We start from the raw sequence: 21176 nt of genomic DNA on the forward strand, positions 1-21176 counted from the left end.
TCACCGTCGCACCGCCCAGGAGCCCGTCAGGCGGTGGCGGCGCGGACGTACGCGACGCACTCGTCGTGCAGCGTCGACCACTGCTCGCCGAACGCCTCCTCGGCGGCCACGTCGAGGGTCTTGCGCTCGTGCACCACGGCCTTGAAGAAGGTGAGCAGCCGCTGTGGCCCGTACCGGTCGACGAGGTGCCGGACCGCGAGGTAGCCGACGCCGTAGCTGCCACTGACCTGCTCGGCGGAGGCGTCGTCGGCGGGGTTGATGCCCGCCAACTTGCCATCCCAGTTGCCCCGGACCAGTTTCCGCACCTCGGCGAGCCCTTCGTACCGGTCGACCGCCTGACCGCCGGCGCCGGCGAACTCGGCCAGCCCTTCCACCAGCCACCAGGTGGTCTTACCCGGATAGCCGCGCTCCGGCAGCGAGGCCGCGTGGGTCAACTCGTGCCGGAGCAGGTCGTCGGTGCCGCTGCTGGGGAGCCCGTCGGCGTTGAGCACCACCTCGTGGTGGCCGCCGCCGACGGTCACCGCGTAACCGCCGGTCCATTCTGGTCGATCGCCGCCGTACCAGCGCTGCCACTCGGTGCGGCCGGCGTAGAAGATCCGGTAGCGATCCGGCGGCGAGCCGGCGACCACGTACCCGTCGGCGACCTTGGCCGCCGCTTCGGCCTGGGCCAGCAGGCCGGGCAGCTTGCCGCGCAGCGCCGGGGTGGTGGCGACGATGGTCCGCGCGCCGATCGCGACGGCCAGGTCGCTGATCTCCCACGGCCGGGTGCCGGTCTCCACCGACTTGGACTCTTCCATGGCGACCAGGCGGGGCTGCTCGCCGTTCTCCCGCCAGCGGGTGCCGATCAGCACCGGGCTGGGCCGGCAGTTCGGTGCGACGAAGCAGTACTGGAAGCGCACCAGGAGGCGCCACTCTCCCGGCTTGCCCACGATCGGCGCGGGCAGACCGCTCGGCTCCGCCCGCCAGACGGTCACCTTGAGCTCGCGTAGTGCGGCGAAGCGCCGGCGCAGGTCGGCGTGCGTGGTGGGATCGGCGATGGCGAGGAAGCCGGCACGGTCGCCGCCGAGCAGTGCCGTGGACTGCCGGTCGAGCTGGGCGGTCATCCGGTCGGCCAGCGCTCGGGCCGCCGCGGTGGCCGGGTCGTCGGTCGCCGAGGCGCCGACCCGGCTGAGTGTCGACCGGGCACCGCCCTCCCGGATCACTCCGACGACGAGCAGCGCCGGCAGGCCGCAGCCCAGCAGCAGGACGACCACCACGAGCACCGTCCACAGCGGCCAGAGCCGCCGTGGTGCTGGCTGCTGCACCCCGTCAGTCACCCGCCGAAGGGTACGACCAATCGGTGGACGGGGCGAGGCCGGTACCGCCCGGCGTGTGGTCCGGTCAGGTGGCGCGGCGCAGCAGGATCGTGACGACCACCCAGACGACGACCAGGGCGAGGCCGAGCCACGGCTGCCCGAGCAGGGCGAGCATCGCGCCGCCGAGCACGAACCAGCCGGTCTGGAACGCGAACTTGGCTGGCGGGCGCAGCGGCAGCCGGGCTCGCGGCGAACCGAGAGCACCCCAGAGTCCGGCGAGCAGCAGCGGCACGCCGATGGCGGCGAGCAGCCTGCCCGCGGTGGGCGCGTCCAGTGCCCAGCCCCAGCGCGCGCCGATCGCCAGCACGGCCAGTTCCAACAGGAAGATCAGCAAAAGCCCGAGCGCTCGGATCACGACTGCTGCTCCCCGCCCTGCTGCGCCGCGCTCTGCTGGGGGTCGGGCCAGGAGCGGAACGCGACGTCCATGCCGGCGACCAGTTGGTGGTACGAGCGGTCGACATCCTGGGGCAGGCCGAAGCCGCCGGCGGCCTCCAGGGCGACGAAGCCGTGCAGAGCGCTGCGTAGGGCCCGGGTCGCGTCCACCGCGTCGTCGTCGGTGAGCCCGTACCCGCGTAGTACCGCGAAGACGGCACCGACCGCGCGCTCGCCCGCCTCGACGTGCTCCGGGTCGGCCGGATCGGGCACCCGTTGGGTGGCCGGGTAGCGGCCGGGGTGCCGGTGGGCGTAGCCACGGTAGGCGTCGGCCATCGCCCGGAGCGCGTCGCCGCCGGCCCGGCCGACGGCGGCGGTGGTCATCTCCGTCGCCAGCTCGGCGGTGGCCAGGGCGGAGAGCTTCTGGTCCAACGCGTCCGCCCCCCGCACGTGCTTGTAGAGGCTGGGCAGCGCGACGCCGAGCCGGCTGGCGAGCGCGGCGAGGGTGAGCTGCTGGTAGCCGACCTCGTCGGCCAGCCGGGCGGCCTCCCGCACGACGGTCTGCTGGTTGAGGCCGACCCTAGGCACCGGCGCACACCGCCAGAAAGCCGAGCAACTCGTCGGCGGTGCGCTGCGGCCGGTCGGCGTGCGGGTAGTGGCCGGACTCCTCGATCATCCGAGCTTCGGCGGTGCGGAAGAGCCGGCGGGCGGCGCGCGCCTCGGCTCCCGGGTCGGGGAAATCCGGGTCCTTGGCACCCATCAGCACCAGCACCGGTTGCCGGACCTGCGGGGCGCGGGCGGTCCAGTGCGGCTCGACCGGCTCGATCACGCCACGGACCGCGGCCATCCGGCCGGGCTCGCGCAGGTTGGCCACCATCGACCTGCGGTACGCGGCGTCGTCGTCGGGCCGGTGCACCGGGAAGAGCGTGTTGTGGAACATTCCGAACAGTCGAGGGCTGCGCAGCACGGCCCCCATCGCCATCCGCAGCAGAGGGTTGAGCTTCGGCTGACCGACGAACGCGCCGATCTGCACGATGCCGGTGACCAGCTCGGGCGCGTCGGTCGCGGCGAAGACCACCCCCGCCGCGCTGGACGAGCTGCCGACCAGCACGGCCGGTCCGGCGTCGAGGTCGCGGACCACGGCCAGCAGGTCGGCGCCGACCTCCGCCGGGGCGTACGTCGGCCATCCGGCGCTGGACTCTCCGTGCCCCCGGACGTCGACCGAGGCGACCCGGTGGCCGGCCGCGACCAGCAGCGGCACCAGGTGTCGATAGCTCGCCCTGTTCTCGCCCATCCCGTGTGCGAGCACGACGAGTGGGCCGTCCCCGTGCACCTCGTACGCGATGTGTCCGCGGTCCCGGCGGACCTGGTTAGTAGTCATAGCCTTAAGGCTAAGCCTATTAGCCAATCCCGTCAAGCCACAGACACGAACGGGCCGGCGGGACCAGAGGGTCACCGCCGGCCCGTCGACCGGTTCGGGGTTACTTCTTGGAGATCAGAGCGCGGCCGAAGAAGACCAGGTTGGCCGGGCGCTCGGCGAGCCGGCGCATCAGGTAGCCGTACCACTCGTCGCCGTACGGAACGTAGGTGCGGACGGTGTAACCCTCGCCGGCCAGGCGGGCCTGCTCCTCGGGGCGGATGCCGTAGAGCATCTGGAACTCGAAACGCTCCGGCCCCCGGTCGAACCAGCGGGCCCGGTCCTCACCGATGGCGATCATCCGAGGGTCGTGGGTCGCCAGCATCGGGTAGCCGTCGCCGGACATCAGGATGTTCATGCAGCGCACGTAGGACTTGTCCACCTCGCGGGCCGACTGGTACGCCACCGACTCCGGCTCCTTGTAGGCGCCCTTGCACAGCCGCACCCGCGACCCGGCCGAGGAGAGCTCCCGGCAGTCCGACTCGGTCCGACGCAGGTACGCCTGGAGCACGGCACCGGTCGACGGGAAGTCCTTGCGCAGCCGGCCCAGCACCTCCAGCGTCGAGTCGGTGGTGGTGTGGTCCTCCATGTCCAGGGTGACCGTGGTGCCCGCCGCATCGGCCGCCACGCAGATCGCCCTGGCGTTGTCGTAGGCCAACTGCTCGTCGAACATCTGGCCGAGAGCGGAGAGCTTCACGCTCACCTCGGCGGCCGGGGTGAGCCCCGCACCGCCGAGCATCTTCAACAACTTCAGGTATTCGTCACGCGTGGCGGTGGCCTGCTCGGGGGTGACGGTGTCCTCACCCAGGTGGTCGAGGGTGACCGCGAGACCGTCGTCGACGAGCCCGCGGGTCGCGCGCAACGCGTCGTCGGTGGCGGCGCCGGCAACGAACCGGCGAACGACGTCCCGGGTGTACGGGGCGGTCGCGACGAGCCGCTCGACCTGGGATGACCGGGAGGCGGCGAGGATGACGGAACGGAGCATGAGCCGAGCGTAACGCCCCTGCCAGGACCCCCGCCGAGGGGCGGCCGGGGCACTCCGACCCGGGGGCGGGGCGGCGGCGGTGGCGCCAATCGGCTACAACGATGCCGTGGACCAACGCCCCCGCCCCCGCCGCCGGCTCCGGTCGGCCTCCGTGCAGCTCGGCGCGCTCACCGCCCTCGCGCTCGCCCTCTCCGGCTGCAACATGACCTCGGACGACGACGATGACGACGACTGCGCCCTCGGGCCGGTCGGCGGCGGCGAGACGGTCGCACTGGCGATGCGGGTGTCCGCACCGACCGCCGGTCGCGCGGCCCCGGAGCCGACCACGGCGGCCCTGCCCGATCGTGGAGGGTTCGGCACCCACCTCGCCTCCTGCGGCGGCTGAGGTGCGCCGTGAGACGGTCACGCCCCGACCCGACTGGGACGCCACCATCCGGGAGCAGGGGCTGGTCTACGTCGACACCGAGCTGCCCGACGGCGGGATCATGTCGTACTGGGACGAGACCGCCGCGTACGCGTTCGACCTGGACGAGGTGCTGCGGCTGGAGGAGGCCACCGAGGAGCTGCACCGGATGTCGGTGGCCGCCGCCGAGCACGTGGTGGCCCACCGCCGGTACGCCGACTTCGGTATCCCGGCGTGGGCGGCCGACGCGGTGGCCCGGTCGCTGCGCGAGGCGCCACCCACCCTCTACGGGCGCTTCGACCTCGCGTACGACGGCAGTTGGCCGCCGAAGCTGCTGGAGTACAACGCGGACACCCCGACCGCGCTGGTCGAGGCGAGCATCATCCAGTGGTACTGGCTGGAGCACACCCGGCCGGAGCTGGACCAGTGGAACAGCCTGCACGAGCGGCTGGTCGCCGCCTGGGCCAAGATCGGGGCCGGACTGCACGCTCCACGGGTGCACGTGCTCTGGTCGAACGAGGAGGAGTCGGGCGAGGACCACATGACCGCCGGCTACCTCGCCGAGACCGCCCGACAGGCCGGTCTGACCGTCGAGCTGCTCCCGATCCAGGAGATCGGCTGGGACGGCCGCCGCTTCGTCGACGCCGCCGACCGCCCGGTGACCACCTGCTTCAAGCTCTACCCGTGGGAGTGGATGCTGGCCGAACCGTACGGGCCTGCGGCGCTGGCACCGGGCACGCCGACCACCTGGATCGAGCCGGCCTGGAAGCTGCTGCTGTCCAACAAGGCGCTGCTCGCGGTCCTCTGGGAGCTGTACCCCGACCACGAGTACCTGCTCCCGGCCTACCTCGACTCGCCGCGGGGCATGACGGAGTACGTGGCCAAGCCGCTACTCGGCCGGGAGGGCGGCTCGGTACGCATCGTCACCGCCGACGAGGAGATCACCAATCCGGGGATCTACGGCGACGAGGGCTGGTGCTACCAGGAGTTCCGGGCATTGCCCCAGTTCGACGGTAATCGGATGGTGCTGGGCAGCTGGATCGTCGACGGCGAGTCGGCCGGGGTGGGGGTGCGGGAGAGCGCCAGTCTGATCACCGACGGCTACGCGCGCTTCCTGCCGCACTACATCGACGCGGCACGCACCCCATGAGTCGTCTACCGTTGGGGGCGTGAACTTCGACGCGTACGCCCGGACCGGCGTTGACCTGGTCAACGCCCGCCTGGACGACCTCGACGACCTGCGGGCCATCTTCCCCGACGACAACGCCTGGATGCGCGACGAAGTCGCCGACCGGGACGTCGCGATCTTCCGGCGGGCGCAGAAGCGGTTGCGCGACGTCTTCGAATACGGCACCTCGGGCCGTGACGCCCAGGCGGTCACCGAGCTGAACGCGCTGCTTGAGGCGTTCCCGGTGCAGCCGCGCATCTCCGGGCACGACTCCAGCGACTGGCACATGCACGTGACCAGCCGGGGCGCCTCGGTCAGTGCGGAATACCTGGCCGGCGCGGTCTGGGGGCTGTCGGTCTGGCTCTGCGAGTACGGCAGCGCACGGTTCGGGGTCTGCGCCGACGAGCGGTGCGGCAACGTCTACCTGGACACGTCGTCCAACTGCTGCCGGCGGTTCTGCTCGGAGCGCTGCGCCACCCGCTCGCACGTGGCCGCGCACCGGGCCCGCAAGCGGGCGGCGGTCGGCGAGCAGGTGACGGTCGCCCCGCAGCCGACCGCGGGCGCCGACTCGCTCTCGCCGGTCAGCTGACACCGCCACCGCCCGGTCGCGGGGCGGGACGGCTCAGACGTCGACCGGGGACGGCGCGGTCAGGTGCTGACGGGCGAACTCCAGTGCGGCGCGCAGGTCCGCCTCGCGCACCGCGCGGCTCTTCGCGCCCCGGGTGGCGACCTCCACCGCCACCGCCCCGGTGAAGCCACGCCCGGCCAGCGAGGAGAGCAGCTCGCCGCAGGGTTGGGTGCCGCGGCCGGGCACCAGGTGCTCGTCGCGGCCCTCACCGGTGCCGTCGCCGAGGTGCACGTGGGCCAGCCCGGCGCCCATCCGGTCGGCCATTTCGAGAGGGTCGCTGTGCGAGGCCGCGCAGTGCGAAAGATCCAGGGTGTACGACGGGTAGCCGGTGTCGGTGGGATCCCAACCCGGCACGTACGGAACAAACTGCCGACCTGCCATCCGCACCGGGTACATGTTCTCCACCGCGAACCGCAGCCCGGTGAACCGGGCCGCGACGGTGGCCAACCCCTCGGTGAAGTTGCGCGCGTAGTCCCGTTGCCAGGTGAACGGTGGGTGCACCACGACGGTCGGCGCCTCCAGCGTCTCGGCCAGCTCGGCGGCCCTGCGCAGCCGCTCCCACGGGTCCGGGCTCCACACTCGCTGGGTGACCAGCAGGCAGGGCGCGTGCACCGAGAGCACCGGCATGCCGTAGTGCGCGGAGAGGCCGCGCAGCGCGCCCGCGTCCTGGCTGACCACGTCGGTCCAGACCATCACCTCGACGCCGTCGTAGCCGAGTGCCGCGGCCAGTTGGAACGCCGCCGCGGTCGGCTCGGGGAAGACCGACGAGCTGGACAGGAGCACGGGAACGCGGGAAGTCACATCAGTCAGCGTAGCCCGGCAGCGCCGGGGGCATCGTGACGAGCGCCGGCAAATCAGCCGAAACCGCCCGCCCGGTCAGACCGGTTCGAGTTGATCGAGTCGGCGGAGGATGACGCCCTCCCGCAGTGCCCACGGGCAGATGTCCAGCGAGTCCAGATCCAGGCGGCGCATCACCGCCTCGGCGACCACCGCGCCGGCCAGCAACTGGTGGGCCCGGCCCGAGCTGACCCCCTCCAACTCCATCAACTGTGCCGGTGGGATGTGTCGGATGAAGCCGATGACCTGGCGCAGACCAGGGCGGGTCAGGCTGCGCCGCGCCCAGAGCCCGGCCCCGGACGGCGCCGCCCCCGCCAACCGGGCCAGGGTGCGGAACGTCTTCGAGGTGGCCACCGCGCGACCCCAACCCACCTCGGTCATCTGGTCGACCACCTTGTCCAGCCGACCCTCCACGTAATCCCGCAGCTTGTCGACAGCCTCGGCGGACGGCGGCGCCGCGCTGCCCGGGTCGACCCGCAGCCGCTCCCGGGTCAGCCGCCCCGCGCCGAGCGGCAGCGAGATCGCGGCGTCCGGGTCCTCGTCGATGCCGGCGGCGATCTCCAAAGAGCCACCGCCGATGTCGAGCACCAGCAGCCGACCCGCCGACCAGCCGAACCAACGCCGCACGGCCAGGAACGTCAGCCGCGCCTCGTCCGCGCCGGAGAGCACTGCCAGGCGTACGCCGGTCTCGTCCCGGACCCGGGCCAGCACCTCGGCCGCGTTGGTGGCGTCGCGCACCGCGGACGTGGCGAACGCGATCAGGTCGTCGGCCTCCAGCCCGGTGGCGGCCGCCTTGGCCATGCTCACGGCCTTGACCAGGCCGTCCGCGCCCGCGGCGGTCAGCGCGCCGTCGGGGCCGATCTGCTCGGCCAGCCGGAGCACCACCTTCTCGGAGTGCGCCGGCCACGGGTGCGCGCCGTGGTGCGCGTCCACCACCAGGAGGTGCACCGTGTTGGAACCGACGTCGAGGACACCCAGTCGCATGGTGAAGACCCTAGGTGCAACACGTTTGCGCGGCTCGCCGGCCCGGCGACGTCACCGCGCGTACGCTGGTCCGGGTGACGATGGAGCTCCGTGTGCTGGTGGACGACCCGGACGACCCGCGTAGTCGTGAGGTGCCGCTGGACTTCCCCCGGGAGTGGATCGAGTTCACCGACCCGGCTGACGAGGCGCACCTGATCCGCGCCGACCTGACCTGGCTGCTCTCCCGCTGGACCTGCATCTTCGGCAAGGGCTGCCACGGCATCATCGCCGGGCGGGCCGCCGACGGTTGCTGCTCGCACGGGGCGTTCTTCACCGACTCGGACGACGAGAAGCGGGTCCGCAACGCCGTCAAGCGGCTCACCCCGTCGACCTGGCAGCACTTCCAGCGCGGGTTCAAGAACTGGACCGACGAGGACACCATCGACGGCAAGAACCCGGCCCGCCGCACCGCCACCCAGGGCGCCGAGGGCCCGTGTGTGTTCCTCAACGACGCCGACTTCGCCGGCGGTGGTGGCTGCGCTCTGCACGCCCAGGCGTTGCGCGACGGGGTGCACCCGTTGGAATACAAACCGGACGTCTGCTGGCAGTTGCCGATCCGCCGAGATCAGGACTGGGTCAAGCGGCCGGACAACTCCAAGGTGCTGGTCTCCACGCTGTCCGAGTTCGATCGGCGCGGCTGGGGGGCCGGCGGGCACGACCTGGACTGGTGGTGCACCTCCTCGACGGACGCGCACGTCGGCGCCGAACCGATGTACCTGTCGTACTCCCCGGAGCTGACCGCGCTGATCGGCGCTGCCGCCTACGAGCGGCTGGCCGAGCTGTGCGCGGCGCGGACGAAGCAGGGCATGGTCGCGCCGCACCCCGCCGACGAGCTCTAGCTGATCCTGGCACGACGGAAGGTCAAGGATTTCGGCGATCTCGCGGACGAGATCATCGAACGACACGCCACGCTGCTCGCTCGCCTGGCTGAGCGCCGATCAGCGCAGAGCGGCGTCGACCAGGGTGCTGGCGCTGCGCCGGGCCGCGTCGGCGATCAGCGGGTCGCCGTCCAGCACACCGCTGGCAAGCCCGCCGTCGAGCAACAGGGTGAGCTGCCGGGCGAGCAACTCCGGATCGACCGCGCCGGCCTGACGGGCCAACTCGGTCACCCAGGCCCGGACCACTGTCTTGTGCTCGACCGTCCGAGCGTGCACCGGGCCGCCAGCAGGTGACTCGGCGGCGGTGTTGATGAACGCGCAGCCGTGGTAGCCATCCCGCCGACAGGCGCCGGCCAACGCGTCGAACATCCCGACCAACTGGTCGCGCGGCTCGTTGCCGGCGTCCCGGGCCGCAGCCCGTAACGCGCCGAACCACGCCTGGTCGACCCGATCGAGGTACGCCAGCACGAGATCGTCCTTGCGCGGGAAGTGCTTGTAGAGCGTCGCCTTGGCCACGCCCGACTCGGCGATCACGGTGTCCACCCCAACGCCGCGCGGCCCGTGCGCGTAGAAGAGCCGGAACGCGGTGTCCAGGATCCGGTCCCGGGCCGAACCGGCCGGACTGCGAGGCGCGGGCATCGATACTCCCTCAACGTGCTGGTGACCGGCCGATATTACAGACAGTTCCGTCTGCGGCAGTATGCACCCGTCCTGCGCCGGACGCCGCCACCCGCAAGACCCGCGACGGGCCCGCGAAGGAGCTGGGGACATTGGGTCGGCCTGCCTTTGGAGCTGAATCGTTTGCGGCATCAGCGGATGACTCGTTTATGACATCAGCTCCAAAGGCGGCGCGGGCACTCCCCCGCCGCCGCCGGCACTCTCCCGCCGCTGGAAAGGGACAGCCAGTAGACAGACCTGTCTGTTAGCCTGCTGCGACCGGCGCGACGCCACTCCGCGCCCCGACGGAGGATCGATCGACATGCGTATCGCAGTTCTCGGAACCGGCTCGGTCGGGCAGGCGATCCCCGCCCGCTCGGCGGTGCTGGGCCACCAGGTCACCATCGGCACCCGCGACGTCGCGGCCACGCGGGCCGGCGAATACGCCGCCTGGGCGGCGCAACACCCCGAGGTCGGTCTCGCGACCCTGGCCGAAGCCGCCAGCGCCGCCGAGTTGGTGGTGAACGCCACCAACGGCAACGGCTCACTCCCGGCGCTCACCGCAGCCGGCGCGCCGAACCTGGCCGGCAAGGTCTTGCTCGACATCGCGAACCCGCTCGACTTCGGTGCGGGTTTTCCGCCCACCCTGTCGGTGCACAACACCGACTCCCTCGCCGAACGGATCCAGCGCGAGTTTCCGCAGACCAGGGTGGTCAAGTCGCTCAACACGCTGACCGCCGAGCTGATGGCGCATCCACGTCAGCTCGCCGACGGTGAGCACAGCGTCTTCGTCTCCGGCGACGACGCGGAGGCCAAGCGGATCGTCACCGGGCTGCTCGTCAGCTTCGGGCACAACGACGTGATCGATCTCGGTGACCTCTCCAGCGCGCGGGGCACTGAGATGCTGCTCCCGCTCTGGCTGCGGCTCTTCGGCCGGCTCGACACCGCCAACTTCAACTTCAAGGTCGTCCGCTGACCAACCGCTGACCAACCTCGGACAGCCCGAAGGGGGCCCGCGCCGAACGCAGACCCCCTTCGGGCACGCCGATCACGGCTCGAACTTGTAGCCCAGGCCCCGGACGGTGACGATGAAGCGCGGCGCGGACGGCTCCGGCTCGATCTTGGAACGCAGCCGCTTGACGTGCACGTCCAGCGTCTTGGTGTCACCGACGTAGTCGGCGCCCCAGACCCGGTCGATGAGCTGGCCGCGGGTGAGCACCCGGCCCGCGTTGCGCAGCAGCAGTTCCAGCAGCTCGAATTCCTTCAGCGGGAGCTGTACGGCCCCGCCGTCGACGGTCACCACGTGCCGTTCGATGTCCATCCGCACGGGCCCGGCGGCGAGCGTCGGAGCGCCCGCTTCGGCCACCTCCGGGCTCTGCCGGCGCAGCACCGCCCGGATCCGGGCAACCAGTTCCCGCGGCGAGTACGGCTTGGTGACGTAGTCGTCGGCGCCGATCTCCAGCCCGACCACCTTGTCGATCTCGCTGTCCCGGGCCGTGACCATGATGATCGGCACGGCCGACCGCTGCCGCAGTTGCCGGCAGACCTCGGTCCCCGACATCTCTGGCAACATCAGGTCGAGCAGCACGATGTCGGCGCCGGTCCGGTCGAACTCGGTGAGGGCGTCGGTGCCGGTCGCAGCGACCGAAACCTCGAAGCCCTCCTTACGGAGCATGTACGACAAGGCGTCGGAGAACGACTCCTCGTCCTCGACCACCAGAACGCGGCTCAACGGGGACTTCCTTTCCATTTGCTGTCAGACCTGCCGTAGCCCAGTCGGACCGGACTCGATCCCAACCGGCGGCAGTGTCGCCAGCAGGTCATCCGGGGGACTGGCGGGCAGCCGGAGGGTGAACGTCGATCCACCACCAAGAGTGCTCGACACCTCGACCCGTCCGCCATGGTTGCTCGCGATGTGTTTCACGATTGCCAGGCCGAGGCCGGTGCCGCCGGTGGCACGCGAACGGGCCTGGTCTGCCCGGTAGAACCGTTCGAAGATCCGGTCCACGTCGGTGGGGGCGATGCCGATGCCCTGGTCGGCGACCGCGATCTCGACGTGCTCGTCGTCACCGCGCAGGGTGACCCGAACAACCGTGTCCTCGCCCGAGTAGTTGATGGCGTTCTCCACGAGATTCGCCACCGCCGTGGCGAGCTGGGAGTCACTGCCGTACGCGGTGAGGCCACGCTCACCGTCCACGCTCACCTCGACGCCCCGGGCGGAAGCCGTGGTGCGGGTCCGGTCGACCACCTCGGCGATCACCCAGTCCAGTGCGACCGGCTCGGGTGGCGGCTGCGGTTCGGCGCCCTGCAACCGGGTCAGCTCCAGCAACTCCTGCACCAACCGGCCCAGGCGGGTCGACTCGTGCTGGATCCGCTCGGCGAACCGGCGGGCGGCCACCAGGTCCTCGGAGAGGTCGGGTGCCGCGGCGTCGGCCGGCTCGGTCGCGTCCAGCAGTGCCTCGGCGAGCAGTTGCAGCGCCCCGATCGGGGTCTTGAGCTCGTGGCTCACGTTGGCCACGAAGTCGCGTCGTACGCGGGTCAGACGGTGTGACTCGGTCACGTCGACCGCCTCCACCGCGATGAAGCCATTGCCGAGGCCCATTGCCCGCAGGTGCACGCCGAGCGGGTTCTCCCCCGCGCTGTCGCGACCCCGGGGCAGGTCCAGCTCGATCTCGCGCCGCACGCCGGTGCGTCGTACCTGGCCGGCAAGGGTGCGGATCAGGGGGTGCGCGGCGATCGAGCCGGGGAGGCCACCGGTACGCAGAAGCCCCATCGCGCGGGCGGCCGGGTTGATCAGCACGGGCATGTCGTCGTTGTCCAGTACCACGACACCGGCCCGGAGCGAGTCGATCGTCCGGCGGCCGAGCCCGGCCTGTTGCTCGTCGGCGATCGCGGGCCTCCCCCTGCTCCAGCGGGAGCTCGCGCTCCCCGTCGACGTGGAGCGACCGTCCCGCGCTCGCAGGAACCGGGGCAGCAGGAAACCGGCGGCCAACCCGGCCACCAACGCCACGGCCACCACGACCGCCACCGCCCACTCCACCCGGCGATCGTAGGGTCATTGTTAACCTGGCTACCACACAGACCGGGACGAACCACCCTCACTTTCAGAATTGTTCACCCCTGAGTCTGGCGTCGTTCACCGTGGTTCATCCGGGGTCCGTCCGCGCCCCCTACCGTTGGCGTCGCACCTGCTCAACCCCCTGCGCCGGCACCCGTCGGCGGCGACCGACCACAGGACGTGATGATGCGCGACGAGTTCCGGGCCGACCTCCAGATCGTCAGCCAACTGCTGGTGGACATGGCGGAGGGCGTCCGCGCCGCCATGCGCCAGGCCACCCGGGCCCTGCTCACCGCCGACCGGCAGGCCGCCGAGACGGTCATCGAGCGGGACGCCGAGATCGACGACCTCTACCGGCACGTCGAGGAGCGGGTCTGTGACCTGCTCGCCCGACAGGCGCCGGTCGCCTCCGACCTCCGGGCAATGATCACCGCGCTGCACGTCGCCGCGGACCTGGAGCGGATGGGTGACCTCGCCGAGCACGTGGGCAAGACCGCGCTGCGCCGGCACCCCTCCCCCGCCGTCCCCGCCGAACTGCGGACGGTCTTCACCGAAATGTCGGAGATCGCCGACCGGATGGCCGTGAAGATCGGTTCGGTGCTGGCGAAGCCCGACGCCGACCTCGCCGGCGAGTTGGACCGCGACGACGACGCCATGGACGAGCTGCACAAGAACCTGTTCGCGATGCTGCTCGGCGACGAGTGGCCGTACGGGGTGGAGACCGCGATCGACGCCACCCTGCTGGGCCGGTACTACGAGCGCTTCGCCGACCACGCGGTCAACGCCGGCGAGCACGTGATCTACCTGATCACCGGGCAGAACACGCCCAACGCCAGCTGACCCCGATCGAGGTTGGGGCCCCTCGTCACCGCTCACGCGTTGACGGGGGGCCCCTTTTCAGTAGCTCAGCGGCCCTGGTTGGCCACCGCGGCGGCGGCTTCCTTCGCGGCGGTCGGGTCGAGGTAGGTGCCACCCAGGGTGTGCGGGCGCAGCTGCGGGTCGAGGTCGTAGCGCAGCGGGATGCCCGTCGGGATGTTCAGCTTGGCGATCGCCTCGTCGGAGATCTGGTCGAGGTGCTTGACCAGGGCCCGCAGCGAGTTGCCGTGCGCGGCCACCAGCACCGTCCGGCCGGCCAGGATGTCCGGCACGATCGAGTCGTACCAGTAGGGCAGCATCCGGTCGACGACGTCCTTGAGGCATTCGGTACGCGGCATCAGCTCGGTCGGCAGCAGCGCGTAGCGGGGGTCACCGACCTGCGACCACTCGTCGTTGTCGTCGATCGGCGGCGGTGGGGTGTCGTACGACCGGCGCCAGAGCATGAACTGCTCCTCGCCGTACTCATCCAGGGTCTGCTTCTTGTTCTTGCCCTGCAGGGCGCCGTAGTGCCGCTCATTGAGCCGCCACGACCGGCGCACCGCGATCCAGTGCCGGTCAGCGGCGTTGAGCGCCAACTCGGCGGTGCGGATCGCACGGCGCAGCACACTGGTGTGCACGACGTCCGGCAGCAGGCCGTGCTCGCGCAGCAGCTCGCCACCGCGCCGCGCCTCGCCCTCGCCCTTCTCGGTCAGGTCGACGTCCACCCAGCCGGTGAAGAGGTTCTTGGCATTCCAGTCGCTCTCACCGTGCCGCAGCAGGACCAGCGTCCCGACGGTGGGCCCTTCGCTCGCAGTCATGCGGATCATCCTGCCTCAACCGCCCCTGGGACACGCGGGCAGCCGTCGTGACGACCACCACGTGAAAATGCGGGTGACCAGCGGATCCGCCCGCCGCTAGGGTTGTAAGGCACGACAGTCACATCGGTCATTACTTACAGCGGGGCGCCATATGCGGACGATGCGGAGTTGGTTCCGGGACACCACCGGCGGCCTGCCGACCACCTTCTGGTACCTGTGGTCGGGCACCCTGATCAACCGGCTCGGCTCGTTCGTCCTCGTCTTCCTCGCCATCTACCTGACCCAGGAGCGCGGCTTCTCGGCCTCCCAGGCCGGCCTGGTGATCGGCCTCTGGGGCGTCGGCGGGGCGTTCGGCACCACCGCCGGCGGCACGCTGGCGGACCGGTGGGGCCGCCGACCGACGTTGCTCACCGCACACGTGGGCGCAGCGGCCATGATGCTCGCGCTCGGGCTGGCCCGGGACCTCTGGGCGGTGGCACTGGGCGCCCTGCTGCTCGGCATGTTCGCCGAGGCGGCCCGGCCCGCGTTCGGGGCGATGATGATCGACGTGGTGCCGGCGAAGGACCGACTGCGCGCCTTCTCGCTCAACTACTGGGCGATCAACCTGGGCTTCGCCTGCGCCGCCATCCTCGCCGGCCTCGCCGCGCAGGCCGACTACCTGCTGCTGTTCGTGGTCGACGCCGGCACCATGCTGGTAACCGCGCTGATCATCTTCACTCGGGTGCCGGAGACCCGGCAGGCGGGTTCTGCCAGCACCGCGGCGGCGAGTGCCCCACGCGGCGCCCTGCGCACGATCCTCACCGACCGTGTCTACCTCGGTTTCGTGGCCCTCAACCTGTTCTCCGCGCTGGTCTTCCTCCAGCACATCTCGATGCTGCCGATCGCCATGGGCGACGACAACCTGAGCCCGGCCACCTACGGCTCGGTCATCGCGCTCAACGGCATCCTCATCGTGGTCGGCCAACTCTTCGTACCCCGGCTGATCAGGGGTCGGAGCCGCTCGCACGTGCTCGCGCTGGCAGCGGTGGTGATGGGTGTCGGCTTCGGGCTGACCGCGTTCGCCGGCACCGCCTGGTTCTACGGGCTGACCGTGCTGATCTGGACGGTCGGCGAGATGCTGAACTCGCCGTCCAACTCCACGCTGATCGCCGAACTCTCCCCGGCCGAGTTGCGCGGGCGCTACCAGGGGGTGTTCTCCCTCTCGTGGCAGATCGCCGGCGCCAGCGCACCGATCCTCGGCGGCCTGCTACGCGAACACGCCGGCAACGACACGCTCTGGTACGGCTGCGCCGCGCTCGGCGTCCTGACCGCGGTGGCCCACCTGGTGTCGGGGCCGGCCCGGGAGCGGCGTGCCGTCGCGCTGCGCCGCTCCGGCGAAGCGCTGGCACCGGTCACCCCCGCCAACCGGGGGCCCCAGCCCGCCGAGGCAGTCGCCTGACGACAAGCCCGAAGATCAGGAAACCGACTGGCGCAACGCGGCCCGACTTCCTACCGTGCAGAGGAAATGGTTAAGAAACCAAACTGTCGGGAGGTTGGGTGCACGCCCTGCGGCGCTGGTGGCACGACACCGCGGGCGGTCTCCCCGCCACCTTCTGGTACCTCTGGGCCGGCCTGCTGATCAACCGGGCTGGCGCGTTCGCCATGCTGTTCCTCTCGCTCTACCTCACCGACGTACGCGGAGCGAGCGTTGGGCTGGCCGGCACGGTGGTCGGCGCGTACGGGGCCGGTGGGGCCGCCGGCGTGCTGCTCGGTGGGGTGCTGGCCGACCGGTGGGGCCGCAGGGCAACCCTCCTCGCCGCGCACCTGGTCACGGCCGGTCTGATGGTGGCGCTCGCCTACAGCCGGCCCCTACTCCTGATCGCGGTGCTCTCCGCGCTGATCGGCGTGGTCCACTCGATGCCCAGCCCCGCGTTCGTCGCGGCGATCGTCGACGTGGTGCCCGCCGAACGGCGCTCGCGCGCGTTCAACCTCCAGTTCTGGGCGTTCAACCTGGGAATGGCGGTCGCCTCGTTGCTCGCCGGGGTGCTGGCCGAGGCGAGCTTCACCGCGCTGTTCCTGGTCGACGCCGGGGCCACACTGGCGGCCGCCGCCGTGATCGGCTGGAAGGTGCCAGAGACCCTGCGCCTGACCACGCCAGCCGTCGACCTCCAGCCGGCGGCACCCTCGGCACCGAAGTCCACCCGGACCCGCCGCCCGGGGCTGCACACCGCGCTCACCGACCGTACGTTCCTGGTCTTCGTCGGGCTCACCTTCGTGCTGGCCGTGCTCACCATGCAGACCTCGACGATCATGCCGCTGGCGATGAGCGCGGACGGCCTGGGCCCATCGTCGTACGGGTTGGTGGTGGCGCTCGGTGGCGCGCTGATCGTGGTCGGGCAACTGTTCGTGCCCCGGCTGATCGACCGGCACCGCAAGGACGTCGTGCTGGCCGCCTCCACCGCGCTGCTCGCGCTCGGCTTCGGCGTGCTCGCCGTCGCCGACGAGCTGGCCATCTACCTCGGCGCCGCAGCGGTCTGGACGGTCGGCTCGATGCTCGCCGCACCGCCCAACGCGCAGATCAACGCCGATCTGGCGCCGCCGCAGCTACGCGCGCGGTACCAGTCGGTCTTCTACCTGACGTTCCCGGCTGCGGCGTTCGTCGCCCCCACCCTCGGCGGGCTGAGCCTGCAGCACCTCGGCGACCGGCACTGGCTGATCGTGGGAGGGCTGGGCCTGGTGGCCGCACTCGGACATCTGCTCGCCGGACCACCCCGGGAGCGACACGTCGCCGCGCTCCGCCAAGCCGCCGAGCGGAAACCGACAACCCACGCCGAAGACCGCGCGCCGATCGCCTGACGATTTCCTTACGCAAAGCGCCCACCACGTCCCTGAGGACGTGGTGGGCGCCCGCCGGTGGGGCCGGCGGCGGCGGGCAATACTCACCCCCGTAAGCATCGCCCGCTCAGCCGCCGGTCCAAACAGGTGGGCACCGTCCCCCAACGGTAGGTCCACCCGTCCCCTCGCGCCTTGCCTGGTGCGCGGATCTGTTCGATCCGCCGCTCCCCCGAACGTTTCCAAGCAGGGCGCGGTGCAATAAAGCTAGTTCGCCCGGATTCTGGATTCAACCCAGAACGGCTGTCTCGCCGGTCACAACTGGCGAGTATCCGCTGCTCCGGCCTCGCTGTTTGGCAACAGCCGCGTACCCGTCAGCCATTCCCGCAAACACCTCAACCGTCTTCCCGATCGGGTGACTCGGTCCGGAAGAAGTTACTCTGCCGGCCATCACGCAGCTGTTCCTGATAAATCAAGTTCAGCCGGCGCAGGTCAAAGGTGTAGAACCAGTCATCCCAGGTGATCTCGCGAATTCGGCTGCTTTCCCGGTATCCGGGAATGTTGAAGGTCAAAACACCCGCCCGGCCGTCCCGCTCAGTGCCGGCAATGGTCGCCGGCTTCGCACCACGCTCCCGGGCCCAACGCTGAATCACCTCATGATTCGCGGTGATCAAGCTCCGCCCCGGACGCTCCGGCCGGTCCGACGCCGACGAGATTACCTGCGAGCTGCGGACCGACCGTCCGGTGCCCCGTCCGGTCCGGATCCCACCGGCACCCGTGCCGCTGCTGGCCGACGGTGACGCCGTGCGCTTGGCAGGCGCCGCACGCTTCACCGTGGTGCGACTGACGGGTGCCGTGCGCTTGGCCGTGGTGCGCTTGGCGGGCGCCGCGCGCTTGGCCGTGGTGCGCTTGGCGGGTGCCGTGCGCTTGGCCGTGGTGCGCTTGGCGGGCGTAGCACGCTTCGCCGCTGGCCGCGCCGGTGCCTTCTTGGCCGGCGCCTTCCGCGCCGGAGCGGTACGGGCGGTCGTCGACTTGGTCGCCGCTGTCGCCCTGCGCGCGGCGGTCGACCTGGTCGCCGTTGTCGTCTTCTTGGCGGCGGTCGTCTTCTTCGCCGCGGTCGTCTTCTTCGCCGCCGCCGTCGTCTTCTTCGCGGCGGCCGTTCTCTTGGCCGCCGTCGTCTTCTTCGCGGCGGCCGTTCTCTTGGCCGCCGTCGTCTTCTTGGCGGCGGCCCGCTTCGCGGGAGCACTCTTGTTGGCCGGTGCGGCCTTCGCGCGACTCGGTGCCACCCTCGACGCCGACTTCTTCGTCGCGGAGGCCCGACCTGCCGACGCCCTGGTGCCGGTGGCCCGACCAGCCGGTCCACTGCTACGCCGGCCCGCGCCACCAGCATTGGAACGCAGCGAGCGCACCAACTGTTTCACCAGGTCGGGCTTGCGCAGCGCGGAGATCCCGGAGACCCCGCGTTTGCGCAACTGCCCGCGGATGTCGTCCACCCGCATCCGGGAAATCTCCGACTCGGAGATCCCGGGAGTACCCGGCGTCTGGTTGCCAGCCTGTCGTTTGGTCCTGGTCGCAGTCCCGCCGCGACCTGAGCTGTTCCGCTGAGCCATGGGACGCTCACGCTCCTCGACACTCCGTCCTCGGCGCGCGGGGGTCCCTTGCCGCACCGCGCGGTGCGGCATACCCGTCAGGAGCAGTCCGAACCACCGTCAGCTCGCCATGATCGTGCTCGATCCAGGATCGAGTGGCATCGGCGCCGCACCAAGACCACTACTTCCTGGTTCGAGCACGATCTTCGCGCGGGGCGCGGGGCGCGGGGCGCGAGGTGCGGGTGCGCGGGTGCGCAGGGTGCGGGTGCGCGGGGGGCGGTCAGGTTGGGTCGGGGCCGGAGCCGGAGGGCTCGAAGAGATGGGCGAACGCGGCCAGGTTGGCGGTCGACTCGCCACGCTTGACCCGCCACTCGTACTCCCGCCGGATCGAACTGCCGAAGCCGATCTCCAGCATCGTGTCGAACGACTCGTCGGCGTACGTGAGGACGGCGCCGAGCAGTCGGTCCAACTCGTCGGCGTCCACGCCGGCCGGATTGACGCGCCCGGTCAGGTACACGTCGCCGACCGCGTCGGTGGAGAAGGAGACGCCGTACATCCGGGCGTTGCGCTGCAACAGCCAGGCCCACAGCTCCTCACGGCGCTCATCCGGTTGGCGCATCACGAACGCCTCGACCCGCAGCGCGTGCTCGCCGACGATCAGGTTGCAGACCGTCTTGAGCTTGTGGGTGCCCGGCAGGGTCACCGCGTACGAGTTGGGGCCGGTCGACTCCCAGGTCAGGTCCCGCTCGGCACAGACCGACTCGATCAGGGTGGCAAGATCGCTCTTCGGGCTCACCGGCCCACTCTACGACCGACCCGGCCGGCGCACCGGTTGGCGACCAACGCCCGGGTCACCAGGAGCAGGAGAGCGCAGGGTCGCCCGCGAGGTCGGCGGCGAGCCGGGCGCGGTGCGCGGCGATCGCCTCGCCGTAGACACCGAGCAGACCCGTGACCGTACGGTCCCAGGAGAAGTGCCGGGCGTGCTGCTCGGCGCCCCGGGCGAGCACCGCCCGGAGGGCCTGGTCCGGCAGCAACCGGCCCAGCGCCCTGGCCCAGTCGACCGGGTCGTGCCCGTCGATCAGCACGCCGCTCACGTGATCCCGCACGGCAGTGACGAGCCCTCCGACGGCGGCGGCCAGTACGGGCGTACCGCAGGCCTGTGCCTCCAGGGCGACCAGCCCGAACGATTCGTTGTGTGACGGCACCGCGACCAGGTCGGCCGCCCGGTACAGGGCCGGCAGGTCGTCCCCGGTGAGCGGTGGCAGGAACCGCACCCCGTCGGTGACGCCGAGCTTGGCGGCCAGTTCGATCAGCGCGGTCGGCCGGTCCAGCCCGCTGCCGCTGGGCCCGCCGCAGATCACCACGGTCACCTGGGCGGCCAGCGCCGGGTCGCGCTCCCGCAGGGCGGCAACGGCGCGGATCAGCACGTCGGGGGCTTTGAGTGGTTGGATCCGACCGACGAAGGCGACGACGTACCCGTCAGCAGGCAGCCCCAGCCGACGGCGAGCCTCACGGGTCGACGCGGACCGGTCGCCCGGTGCAGGCCGGAACCGACGCAGGTCGACGCCCGGTTGCACCACGGAGACCCGGGTCGGGTCGGCGTCGTAACGATCGAGGAGGTCGCTGGCCTCGACCCGGGTGTTGGCGACCAGCCGGTCCGCCTCGGCGACCACCTGCTCCTCGCCGATGAGCCGGGCCTTGGGCTCCGGCCGGTCGCCGGCCGCTAGCTGGGCGTTCTTGACCTTCGCCAGGGTGTGCGCGGTGTGCACCAGCGGCACCCCCCAGCGCTCCTTGGCCAGCCAACCGACCTGGCCGGAGAGCCAGTAGTGGGAGTGGATCAGGTCGTAGTGCCCGGGCGGGCGGGACGCCTCGGCGCGCAGCACCCCGGCGGTGAAGGCGCAGAGCTGGCCGGGCAGCTCTTCCTTGGTGAGGCCCTCCAGCGGGCCCGAGGTGATGTGCCGGACCTGCACTCCGGGTGCCATCTCGACGATCGGGGGCAGGTCACCGGAGGTCGCCCGGGTGAAGATCTCCACCTCGACGTTGGCCTCGGCGAGTCGCCGGGCGACTTCGAGGATGTAGACGTTCATGCCGCCGGCATCGCCCGTCCCGGGCTGGTGCAGGGGCGAGGTGTGCACCGACAGGGTGGCGATGCGGCGAGGCCGGGGCCACGGTTGGGTACCTCGCTGACGACCGACACCGGTGTGCATTTCCGCCACATCCGCTCCTTTGTCACGGTTGATGCCGACTCGCACGACCGGCGCTTCTCGGTCAACCTCTACGCCGGGTGTCATCTTCCCCATCGGGCTTCGGAAAATCCCCGGC

At 71.2% G+C, this 21176-nt stretch carries 22 protein-coding genes and 1 pseudogene; 9 read left to right on the forward strand and 14 right to left on the reverse strand.

Annotated features, from left to right (window positions below):
• Nucleotides 1-26: 26 nt before the first annotated feature.
• The 5 genes from HNR20_RS11650 to HNR20_RS11670 all read right to left on the reverse strand — a co-directional run bounded on the left by HNR20_RS11650 (nucleotide 27) and on the right by HNR20_RS11670 (nucleotide 4129).
• Nucleotides 27-1316 carry a hypothetical protein gene (locus HNR20_RS11650; RefSeq protein WP_184178971.1) on the reverse strand — a complete coding sequence of 430 codons (1290 nt, stop codon included), beginning with the start codon at nucleotides 1314-1316 and terminating at the stop codon, nucleotides 27-29.
• 64 nt (nucleotides 1317-1380) lie between these two features.
• Nucleotides 1381-1710 carry a DUF2568 domain-containing protein gene (locus HNR20_RS11655; RefSeq protein WP_184178973.1) on the reverse strand — a complete coding sequence of 110 codons (330 nt, stop codon included), beginning with the start codon at nucleotides 1708-1710 and terminating at the stop codon, nucleotides 1381-1383.
• The gene (locus HNR20_RS32670) at nucleotides 1707-2315 is read right to left on the reverse strand and encodes a TetR/AcrR family transcriptional regulator (protein ID WP_184178975.1); all 609 of its coding nucleotides are present in this window, start codon (nucleotides 2313-2315) and stop codon (nucleotides 1707-1709) included. Before HNR20_RS32670 ends, HNR20_RS11655 begins: the two co-directional genes overlap by 4 nt.
• Nucleotides 2308-3108, reverse strand: coding sequence for an alpha/beta fold hydrolase (locus HNR20_RS11665; RefSeq protein ID WP_184178977.1), 801 nt, complete (start codon nucleotides 3106-3108; stop codon nucleotides 2308-2310). The genes HNR20_RS32670 and HNR20_RS11665 overlap by 8 nt, the downstream gene beginning before the upstream one ends.
• 100 nt (nucleotides 3109-3208) lie before the next feature.
• Nucleotides 3209-4129, reverse strand: coding sequence for a proline dehydrogenase family protein (locus HNR20_RS11670; protein ID WP_110563221.1), 921 nt, complete (start codon nucleotides 4127-4129; stop codon nucleotides 3209-3211).
• A 106-nt stretch (nucleotides 4130-4235) separates the two neighbouring features.
• Here HNR20_RS11670 and HNR20_RS11675 point away from each other — a divergent pair, with 106 nt between their 5' ends.
• From HNR20_RS11675 to HNR20_RS11685, 3 genes are read left to right on the forward strand one after another with little or no spacing between them, the layout of a single operon-like run.
• Nucleotides 4236-4514, forward strand: coding sequence for a hypothetical protein (locus tag HNR20_RS11675; protein ID WP_229687089.1), 279 nt, complete (start codon nucleotides 4236-4238; stop codon nucleotides 4512-4514).
• A gap of 1 nt (nucleotide 4515) precedes the next feature.
• Nucleotides 4516-5682, forward strand: a complete 1167-nt coding sequence (locus HNR20_RS11680) for a glutathionylspermidine synthase family protein (RefSeq protein WP_184178979.1) — start codon at nucleotides 4516-4518, stop codon at nucleotides 5680-5682.
• Between the two features lie 19 nt (nucleotides 5683-5701).
• A complete protein-coding gene (locus tag HNR20_RS11685) occupies nucleotides 5702-6289 on the forward strand; it encodes a CGNR zinc finger domain-containing protein (protein ID WP_184178981.1) in 588 nt (195 codons plus the stop codon).
• Between the two features lie 33 nt (nucleotides 6290-6322).
• Here HNR20_RS11685 and HNR20_RS11690 read toward each other — a convergent pair whose 3' ends face one another.
• Nucleotides 6323-7129 carry a sugar phosphate isomerase/epimerase family protein gene (locus tag HNR20_RS11690; RefSeq protein WP_184178983.1) on the reverse strand — a complete coding sequence of 269 codons (807 nt, stop codon included), beginning with the start codon at nucleotides 7127-7129 and terminating at the stop codon, nucleotides 6323-6325.
• A 75-nt stretch (nucleotides 7130-7204) separates the two neighbouring features.
• Nucleotides 7205-8149: a Ppx/GppA phosphatase family protein gene (locus HNR20_RS11695; protein ID WP_184178985.1), complete on the reverse strand. Its 945-nt coding sequence runs from the start codon at nucleotides 8147-8149 to the stop codon at nucleotides 7205-7207.
• Nucleotides 8150-8229: 80 nt separating this feature from the next.
• On the opposite strand from HNR20_RS11695, the gene HNR20_RS11700 reads away from it, so the two are divergent.
• Nucleotides 8230-9027, forward strand: coding sequence for a DUF3109 family protein (locus HNR20_RS11700; protein ID WP_184188336.1), 798 nt, complete (start codon nucleotides 8230-8232; stop codon nucleotides 9025-9027).
• A 99-nt stretch (nucleotides 9028-9126) separates the two neighbouring features.
• Here the strand turns inward: HNR20_RS11700 and HNR20_RS11705 are convergent, their stop codons facing one another.
• Nucleotides 9127-9705 (reverse strand): TetR/AcrR family transcriptional regulator, encoded by a 579-nt coding sequence (locus HNR20_RS11705; RefSeq protein WP_184178987.1) that lies wholly within the window; start codon nucleotides 9703-9705, stop codon nucleotides 9127-9129.
• Between the two features lie 340 nt (nucleotides 9706-10045).
• Here HNR20_RS11705 and HNR20_RS11710 point away from each other — a divergent pair, with 340 nt between their 5' ends.
• Nucleotides 10046-10699, forward strand: coding sequence for an NADPH-dependent F420 reductase (locus tag HNR20_RS11710; protein WP_184178989.1), 654 nt, complete (start codon nucleotides 10046-10048; stop codon nucleotides 10697-10699).
• Between the two features lie 72 nt (nucleotides 10700-10771).
• Here the strand turns inward: HNR20_RS11710 and HNR20_RS11715 are convergent, their stop codons facing one another.
• Together HNR20_RS11715 and HNR20_RS11720 are read right to left on the reverse strand one after the other, a co-directional pair.
• A complete protein-coding gene (locus HNR20_RS11715; RefSeq protein WP_030329696.1) occupies nucleotides 10772-11455 on the reverse strand; it encodes a response regulator in 684 nt (227 codons plus the stop codon).
• A gap of 24 nt (nucleotides 11456-11479) precedes the next feature.
• On the reverse strand, nucleotides 11480-12763 hold the full coding sequence (locus HNR20_RS11720; RefSeq protein ID WP_184178991.1) for a sensor histidine kinase: 1284 nt from the start codon (nucleotides 12761-12763) through the stop codon (nucleotides 11480-11482).
• Between the two features lie 204 nt (nucleotides 12764-12967).
• Between HNR20_RS11720 and phoU the strand changes: the two genes are divergently transcribed.
• Nucleotides 12968-13621 (forward strand): phosphate signaling complex protein PhoU, encoded by a 654-nt coding sequence (gene phoU, locus HNR20_RS11725; RefSeq protein WP_184178993.1) that lies wholly within the window; start codon nucleotides 12968-12970, stop codon nucleotides 13619-13621.
• A gap of 65 nt (nucleotides 13622-13686) precedes the next feature.
• Here phoU and HNR20_RS11730 read toward each other — a convergent pair whose 3' ends face one another.
• Nucleotides 13687-14454: a phosphoglyceromutase gene (locus HNR20_RS11730; protein WP_184178995.1), complete on the reverse strand. Its 768-nt coding sequence runs from the start codon at nucleotides 14452-14454 to the stop codon at nucleotides 13687-13689.
• Nucleotides 14455-14605: 151 nt separating this feature from the next.
• Between HNR20_RS11730 and HNR20_RS11735 the strand changes: the two genes are divergently transcribed.
• Nucleotides 14606-15892 carry an MDR family MFS transporter gene (locus HNR20_RS11735; protein ID WP_184178997.1) on the forward strand — a complete coding sequence of 429 codons (1287 nt, stop codon included), beginning with the start codon at nucleotides 14606-14608 and terminating at the stop codon, nucleotides 15890-15892.
• A gap of 98 nt (nucleotides 15893-15990) precedes the next feature.
• Complete coding sequence (locus HNR20_RS11740; protein WP_184178999.1) at nucleotides 15991-17289, forward strand: MFS transporter; 1299 nt, start codon at nucleotides 15991-15993, stop codon at nucleotides 17287-17289.
• 371 nt (nucleotides 17290-17660) lie between these two features.
• On the opposite strand, the pseudogene HNR20_RS32675 reads toward HNR20_RS11740, so the two are convergent.
• Nucleotides 17661-18029: pseudogene (locus tag HNR20_RS32675) on the reverse strand (hypothetical protein); the annotation flags it as partial.
• Between HNR20_RS32675 and HNR20_RS32280 the strand changes: the two are divergent.
• Nucleotides 17932-18870 (forward strand): hypothetical protein, encoded by a 939-nt coding sequence (locus HNR20_RS32280; RefSeq protein WP_229687091.1) that lies wholly within the window; start codon nucleotides 17932-17934, stop codon nucleotides 18868-18870. The pseudogene HNR20_RS32675 and the gene HNR20_RS32280 overlap by 98 nt on opposite strands.
• Nucleotides 18871-19134: 264 nt before the next feature.
• On the opposite strand, the gene HNR20_RS11750 is transcribed toward HNR20_RS32280, so the two are convergent.
• The gene (locus tag HNR20_RS11750; RefSeq protein ID WP_184179003.1) at nucleotides 19135-19650 is read right to left on the reverse strand and encodes a type III secretion system chaperone family protein; all 516 of its coding nucleotides are present in this window, start codon (nucleotides 19648-19650) and stop codon (nucleotides 19135-19137) included.
• Between the two features lie 55 nt (nucleotides 19651-19705).
• On the reverse strand, nucleotides 19706-21070 hold the full coding sequence (gene mshA, locus HNR20_RS11755) for a D-inositol-3-phosphate glycosyltransferase (RefSeq protein ID WP_184179004.1): 1365 nt from the start codon (nucleotides 21068-21070) through the stop codon (nucleotides 19706-19708).
• Between the last annotated feature and the right edge of the window lie 106 nt (nucleotides 21071-21176).

The sequence above is a fragment of the Micromonospora parathelypteridis genome, from assembly GCF_014201145.1.
Classification (GTDB): domain Bacteria; phylum Actinomycetota; class Actinomycetes; order Mycobacteriales; family Micromonosporaceae; genus Micromonospora; species Micromonospora parathelypteridis.